10 protein-coding genes and 2 pseudogenes are annotated in these 11,383 nt (G+C 64.9%); 6 read left to right on the top strand and 6 right to left on the bottom strand.

Annotated elements, in window-relative coordinates; genetic code table 11:
- Positions 1-35: 35 nt before the first annotated feature.
- Entirely contained in the window at positions 36-593 is a 558-nt protein-coding gene (locus BLW27_RS16015) for a GNAT family N-acetyltransferase (RefSeq protein ID WP_177177950.1), read from the bottom strand.
- Between the two features lie 97 nt (positions 594-690).
- Here BLW27_RS16015 and BLW27_RS16010 point away from each other — a divergent pair, with 97 nt between their 5' ends.
- The gene (locus BLW27_RS16010) at positions 691-2,094 is read left to right on the top strand and encodes an amidase (RefSeq protein WP_089884764.1); all 1,404 of its coding nucleotides are present in this window, start codon (positions 691-693) and stop codon (positions 2,092-2,094) included.
- 141 nt (positions 2,095-2,235) lie between these two features.
- Here the strand turns inward: BLW27_RS16010 and BLW27_RS20850 are convergent, their stop codons facing one another.
- Entirely contained in the window at positions 2,236-2,409 is a 174-nt protein-coding gene (locus BLW27_RS20850; RefSeq protein ID WP_218141135.1) for a hypothetical protein, read from the bottom strand.
- Between the two features lie 284 nt (positions 2,410-2,693).
- On the opposite strand from BLW27_RS20850, the gene BLW27_RS16005 reads away from it, so the two are divergent.
- Positions 2,694-3,857 carry a sensor histidine kinase gene (locus tag BLW27_RS16005; RefSeq protein ID WP_089884762.1) on the top strand — a complete coding sequence of 388 codons (1,164 nt, stop codon included), beginning with the start codon at positions 2,694-2,696 and terminating at the stop codon, positions 3,855-3,857.
- 330 nt (positions 3,858-4,187) lie between these two features.
- Complete coding sequence (locus BLW27_RS21770) at positions 4,188-5,261, top strand: sensor histidine kinase (protein ID WP_245710909.1); 1,074 nt, start codon at positions 4,188-4,190, stop codon at positions 5,259-5,261.
- A gap of 208 nt (positions 5,262-5,469) precedes the next feature.
- Here the strand turns inward: BLW27_RS21770 and BLW27_RS15995 are convergent.
- A pseudogene (locus BLW27_RS15995) lies at positions 5,470-6,249 on the bottom strand (HAD-IC family P-type ATPase); the annotation flags it as partial.
- A 184-nt stretch (positions 6,250-6,433) separates the two neighbouring features.
- Complete coding sequence (locus BLW27_RS15990; protein WP_218141134.1) at positions 6,434-7,651, bottom strand: cytochrome c3 family protein; 1,218 nt, start codon at positions 7,649-7,651, stop codon at positions 6,434-6,436.
- On the opposite strand from BLW27_RS15990, the gene BLW27_RS15985 reads away from it, so the two are divergent.
- Complete coding sequence (locus BLW27_RS15985) at positions 7,625-9,106, top strand: ferredoxin reductase family protein (RefSeq protein ID WP_245710908.1); 1,482 nt, start codon at positions 7,625-7,627, stop codon at positions 9,104-9,106. The genes BLW27_RS15990 and BLW27_RS15985 overlap by 27 nt on opposite strands.
- A gap of 174 nt (positions 9,107-9,280) precedes the next feature.
- Here BLW27_RS15985 and BLW27_RS15980 read toward each other — a convergent pair whose 3' ends face one another.
- Positions 9,281-9,625, bottom strand: coding sequence for a universal stress protein (locus BLW27_RS15980; protein ID WP_089884759.1), 345 nt, complete (start codon positions 9,623-9,625; stop codon positions 9,281-9,283).
- Positions 9,626-9,640: 15 nt separating this feature from the next.
- On the opposite strand from BLW27_RS15980, the gene BLW27_RS21765 reads away from it, so the two are divergent.
- Positions 9,641-10,078 (top strand): cation:proton antiporter domain-containing protein, encoded by a 438-nt coding sequence (locus tag BLW27_RS21765; protein WP_245710907.1) that lies wholly within the window; start codon positions 9,641-9,643, stop codon positions 10,076-10,078.
- 166 nt (positions 10,079-10,244) lie between these two features.
- A pseudogene (locus BLW27_RS21760) lies at positions 10,245-10,421 on the top strand (SDR family NAD(P)-dependent oxidoreductase); the annotation flags it as partial.
- 172 nt (positions 10,422-10,593) lie between these two features.
- Here BLW27_RS21760 and BLW27_RS15965 read toward each other — a convergent pair.
- On the bottom strand, positions 10,594-11,355 hold the full coding sequence (locus BLW27_RS15965; protein WP_089884758.1) for a DUF502 domain-containing protein: 762 nt from the start codon (positions 11,353-11,355) through the stop codon (positions 10,594-10,596).
- Positions 11,356-11,383 lie beyond the last annotated feature (28 nt).

Here is an 11,383-nt window from a genome sequence, read left to right as displayed (position 1 = left end):
CAGCGTCTCTCACTCGCCGACGTTCTCAACCTGTCTCACCGGAGGTCGCTCCAACGAGGAGCTATTTTGGAAGCCGAACGGCTGCGGGCGGCATACTCGTTTTCGAGCATCGACATCCACAAGGTGTCCACGTAGCTCTCCCCGACCTTCACACTTTCCCGTTGCCGACCCTCGGTGACGAAGCCGAAGCGCTCGTAGATGCGACGCGCGGCCGGATTGTCCTCTCGCACCTCGAGCCACAGGCGGTGCAAGCCGCAATCGTCAAAGCAGTGGCGGATGACGGCCTCTACCGCCCGCGGTCCGGCGCCGCGTCCCTTCCTGGCGACCACAAGGCGACGGAGTAGCATGGCGCGGCTCGGGTCCCGAAGGCCCTGGAGCACGACGTAGCCCAGCAACTCTCCGTTCCGCGGGTCCTCGATCACCAGGTGCCGGCAGTCGGCGTCGTCCATGCAGGCGGCGTGCTCGGCCTCGGTCCACTGCCCGACGAAGGCGCGGTTCTCGGGTGCGGACTCGGCTTCCCGCACGAAGGTCAGGTCGGCGATGTCCGTGCTCCTCAGCCGGAGCCCGGATGCGTCAAGCGTCACTGCGGTCACGCGCGGTCTCCCTGTCATCCTCGGCAACGGAACGTCGCGGTCGCCGGCCGGGTTTCAGAAAAGTCAGCCCGACCACGCAGGAAGGAGAGGAGGCTTCATGACACTGGACCTTTCAGATCAGACCGCGCTCGAACTTGCTCAACTCTACCGCGATGTGCGCCACACGCCGCCCGAGACGGTCCGCGCCTGCCTTGACCGGATCGCCGAGTTCGAGCCCCGCGTGAACGCCTTCTGCGCCTTCGACGAAGAGGACGTCCTCGAGCAGGCGAAGCGGTCGCACGAACGCTGGCGGCGAGAGTTGCCCCTGGGCGATCTGGAAGGTGTGCCCGTGGCCGTGAAGGATGTCTTCGACATGCGCGGCTGGCCGAACCGCGAGGGGTCGCGCGCAACGACCGAGACGCCCTGCAAGGTCGACGCGCCCGCCGTGGCCACGCTGAAGCGGCACGGAGCGATCCTGATGGGCCGCACGACCACGCCGGAATTCGGCTGGAAGGCCACGACCGACAGCGCCCTCAACGGCGTGACTCGGAACCCCTGGGACCTGCAGATGACGTCGGGCGGCTCTTCGGGCGGGTCGGCCGCCGCGGTGGCTTGCGGGATGGCGCCGCTCGCGCTCGGGACGGACGCGGGCGGCTCGGTCCGCATTCCGGCGTCGTTCTGCGGCGTCGTGGGACACAAGCCCACCGTCGACCGCGCGCCAATGTGGCCGCCCAGCACCTTCGCGCCGCTCGGGCATGTTGGCGCGATCGGCTGGACCGTGGGCGACGTTGTTCTGCTGATGTCGCTCCTGGCAGAGGCGGACTGGATCGACAACACCGTTCCCCGGCCCGCCCGCGACCTGATGAAGGCACTGGACCTGGATGCGCGCGATCTTCGAATTGCCTATTCCCCGACGCTCGGTCTCGATGTGAATGTCGATCCGGAGATTGCGACCGCCGTCGAACAGGCCGCGGCCGCCTTCGAGGAGCTCGGTGCCCTCGTGGAGCACGTCGATCCCGAACTCGGGGACCAGTTGGATGCCTACTGGACCCTCTACGCCTCGGGTGGCGCGAACGCCTTACGCGACTACGGTCCCGAGGCGCGGGCCCTGTTGGAGCCCGGCTTCATGGACATGGTCGAGAAAGCCGAAGGTCTGACGATGCTCGACTACATGGGTGCCATGAACGAGAGGATGAGCCTGATCGACCGCATGGAGCGCTTCCATCGTCGCTGGGACTTGCTTCTCACGCCGACGGTTCCCGTGCTTCCCTTCGGTGCCGGTCGCGTCGTTCCCGAGGGCTGGGAAAACGAGAACTGGATGACATGGACACCGTTCACCTGGCCTTTCAACATGACGGGCCAGCCCGCCTTGTCAGTGCCCTGCGGCCGCTCGTCGACCGGTCTTCCCATCGGACTGCAACTGGTTGGCGCCCGCTGGCAGGACAACAAGGTTCTCGCCGCCGGACATGCCTACCAGGCGGCGCGGCCCATGACGGAGACTCGACCGTGGCGGGATCAATAAATCTTTAGGCTCACTGATGCCGGCGCGCACGATGTGAGGAACCCTGTTTCGAGAAGCTGATGCAGGAAGCCAGCGCTCTTGATCCCGCGAAAGCAGGGCCGATCCGCGCGGCGAGGACCGCTCTTTCAGCGCCCGCCCGCGTCAATGTTGCCCCGGCAGGCCCTCGCGCCTGGGGAAACCGGACAGGCTGTGGATCAGGACAGTGTCGCCCGTTTCAGCGAGCGCCACGTATTCGCCCCCAACCATGCTGCCGCCCATCTTCTCGGAGAGCGAGATCGTGAACGTGCCGTAGTCAAGCACCGTGTTCTCGCCCACCCGAACAACGTCCTGAACGACGCCCGCCAAGCCACGCTTTGCGGGCGCGTGAAGATCTCGATCAGCTTGTGTATGTGCTTCTCCAATTGCCGAAACAGACGGCGGAGCGCATGAGCGCCGCCCGCGGACGCGCCAATGCCAGAAATCGGCACACGGCCCTTGTTCGGCAGGCTGATGGCTTCAATGCCGCTGACGTCGTTTTTCCAAAGGTTTCCGACACTTAGTCATGTTTCATATGGATAAACGTGCCAACGTTTCAGTAGTTTGCGCTGACGACGCGCGTCATGATAGCCGTCTTGATCAGTAGCCATGCGCAAAGGGAAGTTCATCCATTGTCAAGCGACCTCAAAGCACAGCGCAAGGCGCTTGCAGATTTCGGTCTCTTCGCTTTCCGCTGCCGGGATCTTGACACGCTGCTGACGAGGGCGGCGGAACTCATTTCTGATGCATTCCAGGTGGATCTGGTCAAAGTGCTGGAGCACCGGCCCGAACGCGGCGACTTCCTGCTCCGGGCCGGCGTCAACTGGGAACCCGGCGTCGTCGGCCATGTCACCTTGGCGGATCACGAAAAGTCGCCGGCAGGCTTTGCTCTGCTTACAAACGAGCCGGTGGTGTCCCGCGATATCGGGGCGGAGGATCGTTTCGAGATATCGGACGTCCTCGTTCGCCACGGGGTGAAGAGCATGATCAACGTCATCATCGTCGGCGAGGAGAAGCCGTTTGGCGTGCTCGAGGTTGATGCTCGGGAACACTGCGACTTTGACGATGACGAGATTTCTTTCCTGCAAAACTATTCCAATCTTCTCGCCTCGGCAGTCGAGCGGATACGCTCGCACAAGGAGCTCGAGCGGCACGCGCGGGAGCAATCGGTGATCGCGCGCGAACTCGAGCATCGGGTGAAAAACATTCTGGGCCTCGTGCAGGCGCTCACATCGCAGACGTCGTTGGAAGGACGCACGGCGCAACAGTTCCGGGACTCGTTGATCGGCCGGTTTCAGGCCTTGGCGAAGGCGGAGAGCCTCGTCTTCCAAGATCAGGGCGAGACCGCCGATCCTCGGCAGACCGCCTTCGACATCCTTGGGCCGTATCGGGGCGACCGTGCCGAGGCAATTACCATCAGCGGCCCTTCCGTCCGTCTATCTGCGCGGAAAGGCCGGATGCTCGGTTTGGCGCTGCACGAACTTGCCACCAACTCGGCTAAGTATGGCGCGCTATCGGTCGCGGAAGGACGAGTTCAGGTGGAGTTTCATGTTGATGGCGGCGAACAACTGTCGCGGCTGGAGGTGCGTTGGCAGGAGTTCGACGGCCCGAGTGTGACGCCGCCGAAACGGATGGGCTTTGGAACGCGCCTGCTGGAGAAGGTGGCGAGCGCGGAGATGGAAGGCGCAGCGGAGCTCGAGTATCGTTCTGAAGGATTGATCTATCGCCTCTCGATTTCTCTTGAATAACGCCTCCAGTGTCTCGTCCTGACATGGCGCTCAAAAAAGGCGTCCGGTATCCGCGCGCCACACCATCGTTGCAGTCTGAGCCGAAGCGCGGATCAGAGCCTACACATCTCGACAGGCGGGTCACGACTGGGAATACGGCCGGGAAGCCTCACCCGGGATTTGTCGGCCAGGGCCGACACTCGGCATGCAGGAGAGCCCCGCCTGCGGCACGCGCAAAGATGAATGTTGTAGAAGGGCTCGAACCGGTCATCGTTGTGCGGCGATGCCCGTATTGCGGCCCCTCCAGAGGAATTCCTTGACGTTCTTGCTCTTTTGGTCTGGCGCGTGCGAATGTCGCGCAAAAATCGTGAAGCATCGGAGCGCATTGTGGATCTCGACGAATTGTATCGCCTTCTGCGCGCCTCTCATGTGCGGGCGCAGGGGGTCGTCGACACGATCCGCGATGCTCTTCTGGTGCTCGGGCCCGACCTGACCGTCATCAGCGCCAATCCTGCCTTCTACAGGACGTTTCATACCGATCGCGAAGCCACGATCGACGTGCCTTTCGACAAGTTGGGCGACGGGCAGTGGAACATAGAGGAACTGCGCCTTCTCCTCGAACAGGTGATCCCGCGCAGCGCGTCGGTCTTCGACTATGAGGTCACGGCCGAGTTCCCCAAAATCGGCTTGCGGACGATGCTGGTCAGCGCGCAGCGCCTCGCGCATTCCGTTAACGAGCAACGCGTCTTGCTGGTGACGCTTTCTGACGCCACGGAACGCCGGCGCGGAGAGGCCGAGAAGGACATCCTCATCGGTGAGCTCGATCACCGAATCAAGAATCTGCTGTCGGTGACGCACGCTCTGGCGCGCCAGACCGACGTGGCCGGGCGCAGTGCCGAGGAATACCGCGACATCTTTCTCGGCCGGTTCGAAGCGCTGGGGCGCTCGATGGAGGTGACCTCCACCGGAAAGATCGCGGAGCTGCCGGCCTTGGCGCGCGCTATAATCGAGCCATACCTGGATGGGGACCGCGTCATCCTGGTGGCCGACGAACCAAAGGTTGACCTGCAGCCCAGCAAGGCGACGCCACTGGGCATGATCCTGCACGAGCTGGTCACGAACGCCACGAAATACGGCGCGCTCTCGGTGTCGGATGGCCAGGTGAAGGTCGACTGGGACCTCTCGACAGACGAGGACAACGCCACTTGGGTCCACCTGCGCTGGGAGGAAACCAATGGCCCCGAGACGGCGCCACCGGAGGCGACTGGCTTCGGCACGCGGCTGATCAGCTTCACGGTCGAGCGCGAACTCGGCGGCGGTGCGGAACTGAGCTACCGAAGCCGAGGGTTTCGACTGCAGGCAGCTTCCGGATCAACGCCTTCCTCTTCAACATCCTCTGGCTGCCGAGCGCCATGGTCAGCGTGAGGACCGCCGGCAGCCCCTCCGGCACGATGGCGACCGCGAGGCTGACGCCGGTGAGCAGGACGAGCGTGATGTCGTCTCCCCGTAGCCAGCCCGCGATCGCGACCAGCGCGGCAATTCCCACCGCGGCTACCGCAAGAACCTTGCCCAGGCTGTCGAGCCGGCGTTGCAGCGGCGTGGGCTCATGGCGCACGCCCTGAAGCATGGTGGCGATCCGCCCGAGCTCGGTGCGCATCCCGGTCTCGACGACGACGCCCTTGCCGCGCCCGTAGGTCACGGCAGTGCCCTTGTAGGCCATGTTCGTCCGATCGCCGATTCCGAGCTCGGGTTCGCCAAGTGCCTCGACCGCCTTCTCGACCGCTTCGGATTCGCCCGTGAGCGCCGCCTCCTGAACGCGAAGAGCCCGGCTTTCGACCACGCGCAGGTCCGCCGGCACGATGTTGCCTGCCTCGAGCAGGATAATGTCACCGGGAACCAAGTGTGGCGAGGCGACCTCGATCGTGCGTCCGCCGCGCAGCAGCCGGACCGCCGGCGCCGACATCTGCTTCAACGCAGCGATCGCGCGCTGCGCGCGGTATTCCTGCACGACACCAAGAACGACGAAGAGGAGCACGATCGCAAGAATCGCGATGGCATCGACAGACTTCCCGAGCAGCGCGGCAAGAACGCCGGCGAATACGAGAATGAGGATCAGGACCGACGATATCTGCTCCCATAGAATGTGCCAGATCGTGCGCCCGCCGCTCTCCTCCAGCTCGTTGCGTCCGTGGCGATCGAGCCGTTCCGAGGCCTCCTCGTCTCCGAGGCCGACGCTCGGATCGACATCGTGATGGTCTGCGGCCTCACGGGGGCCGAGCGTATGCCATACCGGTTTCGTGTCGGATGCATCTGACAAGGTGCGCTCCTTGCTGGTGTTGCAGATCCTGGCGGTCAACCTGTGCGAACTGGCTTCCGGTCCGTCCGCGCGCCTGCCGCTCGGAGAGTTTGCCACTCGTGAACGACGTTACAAGCCACATTGCGACCTGAGGTGAGGGTCGCGGCAAGGGAGCGATCCCAATGATCTCACGAAGACCGAGAGGATGCCGGGTTGAAAGACTGGAGATTTTTGAAGCTGCCCATTTCGCGGCGACATCTTGCACATTCGCTGAGTTGCTGGTGCTGATCTTTCGGCCCGATCAGTCCCGCCGGACCAAGGGCACGTCCACATCGACCCGCTCGGCAAGGCTGGCGATGCTGTCGTGCAGCAGCTGAAGAACATAACCCGGATTGTGCACGTAGGCGCCTGGGTCGTTGTGCGCGAACTGATGGTTGTAGGCCGCCTTGAGCAGGCGCAGTGTCCAGCCCTGGTAGCGGTTCGGGAAGGCGGCCTCGTCCGCGTCGATTGCGCCGTCGCCGTTGGTGTCGGCGAAGAAGTAGGGAAAGGCCTCGGTGGAATACCCGATAGGCGCTTCCGCCACGATCGCAGCATAGTCGGAGATGGCCTCCCCCAGCCGGTCGCGCAGGGTCTCGATCTCGCCGTGGATGCCTTCTGCCGTGTCGCCGTCTCCGTCAAAGTCGTGGTGCCGCGTGCGGATCGCCTCGATTGTGTCGACGCCGCGATGACAGGACAGACACGTCTCGGTTGCGACTTCCGTGCTGTGGGGATCGTGGCAGGCGGTGCAGGTGCTCGCGCTGGGGACGTGTTCGAAACGGCCGACATAGTCGCGGCCGAGGTATTGATAACCGCCGCGAACCTGCGCGCCGTGCATCGTGGCGGCGGCCACGCCGTCATGGACATTGACGAAGCTCAGGTCCGGGTCGACCTCGTCCTCGTCCAGGTTCTCGATCCTCCCGGAAACGGTGTCGGTGGACGCGCGCCCTTGGTGGCAGACGGTGCAGACGGCCGACGGGCCGAGGCTGCCGACGCTTTCGCCGGAAGGAAAGGAAACCGTGTCGAGATCGTGCGCGGCGCTCGTGTGGCAGGAGGCGCATCCGATCGGAGAATTGATCGCCGCCGGCGCGTCGACGACGCCCGTCACGCTTCCGTCCGCGCCCAGGAAATCCACGAAGCCGAGTTCGGAATGGCAGGCCGCGCACTGCGTCGGCACCTCGCCCTCGGCGTTCCAGTGGGTGAAGGACGGTGAGTGGTAGTCGCCGTGCGGCGCGTTTCGCCACGCTTCAACGATTACCGAAAGTTCCGCCTTGTCGTCCTGCGCGCCTGCGACGGATGTCACAAGCAGGCTTGCGACGAAAACCGCCGAGTGGATGGCTTTTCCGAGCATGTGCCGTTGTCCCTTCCTGCGGTCCGGGGACGGCGCTTGAGGTTCACGCGGCGGCCCGATCTGGTCTATGGTCCACCGTAGGCGATTTGACCGGATCAGTGAACGATGATGACGCGCACCGACGATAGCCAAGCCGCCGCGTCGGCCGCCGCGCGCCGCCCGGCGCGGCTGCCGGGGCCAGTGCTGGCCGCGCTCTATCTCGGCATCTGCCTGCTCCCGCTCGCGCTGGCGCTTCTCGGGACGCCAACGCCGACCGACCCCTGGGAGCGTGCGGCGGCGGGGCTTGGGCTGGTTGCGGTGGTGGCGATGGCGGTGCAGTTCGTGACATCGGGCCGGTTCGATGTCGTCTCGCGTCATCTGGGCATCGACAAGATCATGGCGTTCCACAAGATCGCTGCGTGGTGGGTTCTGGTGGCAGTGGCCTTGCATCCGCTCCTTTACGTTCTGCCGACGTGGATCGAGACCCCGGCGCTGGGGCGCGAGCGCTTTGAGGTCTACCTGACCGCGCCGCACTACCGCAGCGGGGTGGTGGCGTGGGCCGCATTCGCTCTGTTGCTGATCACGTCGCTGCTGCGCGAGTGGCTGCCATGGCGTTACGAGGTCTGGCGAGCGACGCACCTGCCGCTTGGTATCGTGGCGGTGGTCAGCGGCCTGCACCACGCGCTTGGAGCAGGGCGCTTCAGTGCGGCCGCGCCCCTGCCACCGCTCTGGCTGGCTGCGGGGGGCGCCGTGGCGGCGGCGGTCGCGGCGCTCTACGGCTGGCGCTGGCTGAAGCTGCACCTGCGGCCCTGGCGTCTTGTCAGCGCCACGCGCGTGGCCGACCGGATGTGGCAGTTGCATGTCGAGCCCGATCCGCGGACACCACCGCTGGTCTACCGCGCCGGCCAGTTCGTCTGGCTGACCGTCGGGCGGCGCCGCTTCCCGCTTTTCGATCATCCGTTTTCGCTCTCTGACAGTCCGCGCGACCGCGGGGTGAAGCTCATCATCAAGGAGGTCGGGGATTTTACCCGAACGGTGGGCACGCTGGCGCCGGGGACTCCTGTCGGCCTCGACGGCCCCTATGGCGAGTTCACGCTTGAAGCGACCGAGGCTGATGCCGTGGTCCTGGTCGCCGGCGGGGTCGGCATAGCCCCTATCATCGGGCTTTTGCGCGACATGGTGGCAAGGGGCGAGCGGCGCCCGGTGCGGCTGGCCTATGCGGCGGGCAATCCGGCGAATTTTGCCTGCCTCGATGAAATCGAGGCGGCGCGCGCGCATCTGGACCTTCGCGTGCTGCTGCTTTCCGAGACCTCTACCGCCGATTGGAGCGGCGAGGTGGGACTTCTCGATCACGACCGTCTGCGCGCATTGCTCGACGGCCTCGACCCTACGCGGGCCATCGCCCTGATGTGCGGTCCGGGCGGGATGGTCACCGCGGTCTCCGACGCGCTTCTCGATATCGGCATGCCGATGGACCGCGTGATCTACGAACGCTTCGACTACGCGGGCGGCGCCTCGCGCCAGGACCGCCGCCACACGCGCCGCTTCCTGGCAATAGGTGGCGCGCTCGCGGCCGGAGTGGCAGCGTTCGCTCTGGTAAACTACTGATTGCCGCGAACCGCTTGGGCAGTGACTTCAATAGAGCTTGACGGGGCCAGGCCGCGGCATTGCAGGAGCCGGGACCGGGTCGGCGCGGACCGCGATAAGTCAGGCGAACACGTGGCTGACCCCAGGCCGCCGCAACTGTCCGACATGCCTCAGATGTCGGAGCCGGGCAGTCCTTCACAAATCGTGAACGGCCGGCAGCGCGAGAACATCCACCGCCGCGTTCTTGAGGACATGCTCGGTAACGCTGCCGATAAGCAGCTTTGCGGCGCCGGTCCGGCCATGCGTCGACAGCACGACCAGATCCGCCTTTTCCTCCTCCGCAGCTTTCATAATTTCGTGCCGGGCTGCGTTCGCTTCATACCGAACAATCTGCCGGGGCTCTCCGAAACCCGCCGAGGACGCGAAACGGGCAAGATCAAGCGAAGTGTGCCGTTGCTCGTCTTCAAGGTATTCTCTCTGATCATCGTTCGGCATTGAATAGAAGGCGAGACGAAGCGCGGGTGCGAACGCCTGGCCCATGCGCCCGAACTTCTGGTGGTTTTCGACATTGCAATGGCGGCGATGTTCGCGGCCGTCGGCGACATCGTCGGACTGGACAAGGAGGTCGGCGGGCTGCTGGCGGGCGTCGCGCTCGCCTCAACACCCTATCGTGAGACAATTGCAGCCCGCCTCGCCCCGCTGCGCGACTTCCTGCTGCTGTTTTTCTTCATCGCCTTGGGCTCGGCGCTCGACCTGTCGCTTCTTGGCACGCATGTCGCCGGCGCGATCATCTTCTCGCTCTTCGTGTTGATCGGGAACCCGTTGATCGTGCTCGTGGGGCACTACAAGATAACGGGGCCGCCGGGAATCGAAGAGGCCCGCGCGGCATGCCTCGATTATCCCGAAAGGGTCTGTGCCTACGCCTGGCGCGGTGAAGAGAAACTCAATTTGCGTTCACTCACCGTCGCGCCGCGTCGTTCGCAAGCAACTTGAAGATCTCTGGTGATTCGCTCGACATCAGGATTGCGTTGCCGAGCATTGACCTGGTCGTTCTTCAGCTTCCCGTTCTCGTCTTCAAGTGCGACCGAGCCGGAGCCATCGACATCGACAAGCCGCCGAAATTTGAGCGATCTTCGACCGGCACGAGATCGACGGCGCGGTGCAGACCAACGGTGTCTACGCTCACTTCGGCGCGAAGGACTGGAATGCTGATAAGGCCATTGAGATAACCGATGAGAACTTCACCGGAATGTTACGCCTGATGGGTGTGGTGCTGCCGCGCTTCGTCGAGCGTGACGCGGGCCGTATCGTGCTGACCGGCTCTCTTTTCGGCTTCCGCAGTCTGCCCGCAGCGGCGCCCTACGCGGCGTCCAAGGCGGCGGTGATGGTGCTGGCGGGAATCGCTCTACGCCGACCTGCGCCCCACGGGCGTCGACGTGCAGTTGGCCAATCCCGGCTTCATCCGCACCGGCTCGGCCGAGGATGCGGGGCGCAGGATACGTGCTGGATTAAGCAGCGGCGGTCACGCCCCAGGAGACCTGATGCAGCCGCGCCTCGACGGCGGCCCTGGCCTCGGGGGCGGTCGGATAGACCAGCCCCGCCGAGATCACCAGCTTGGCCGCGTCCTCGATCGTCATGTCCAGTTCGACCACCTCGTCGGCGGGGTAGAACAGCAGGAAGCCCGAGGTCGGGTTCGGCGTCGTGGGCACGAAGATCGACAGCATCGCGCTACCGCCCGCCGCCTTGTCGGCGATTTCGCCACGAGTGTCGGTCGACACGAAGCCGAGCGCCCAGATGCCCTTGCGCGGATACTCTATCAGGCAGGCCTTCTCGAAGCTGCGCTCGGACTGGGCAAAAACCGTCTCGGCGATCTGCTTGATGCCGGAATAGATGCTGCGCACGACCGGCGTGCGATCGACGAGGCCCTCGGCCGCGCGGATCAGCGACCGGCCGATCAGCCCCTTGGCGATCCAGCCGACGATCAGCGTGAACATCAGGAAGACGATCACGCCGACGCCGCGCACGTTGACCGCGATCCAGTCGTCGGCCAACGGGTCGGTGTTGCCCAGCCAGCGATTGACCAGCCCCTCGGGCTGGTAGGCGTCGGGCACGAAGGGCAGCACGACGCCGTCGACCCAGCCGATCACCGCCCAGATCAGCCACAGCGTCAGGCCCACGGGCGCGATCACCACGATCCCGGTCAGGAACGAGGCCCGCAGGCTGGACAGCAGGCGCCGCCGCTTGGGGGGATGCGTGATTGGAGTGGTCATGGGCTGCGGTCCGCGTGGTTCGGCACAG

The sequence above is a fragment of the Citreimonas salinaria genome, assembly GCF_900107235.1.
GTDB classification, from domain to species: Bacteria; Pseudomonadota; Alphaproteobacteria; order Rhodobacterales; family Rhodobacteraceae; genus Citreimonas; species Citreimonas salinaria.
Note: the sequence above shows the minus strand (reverse complement) of the source record. Positions and strands in the feature narration are given on the sequence as shown.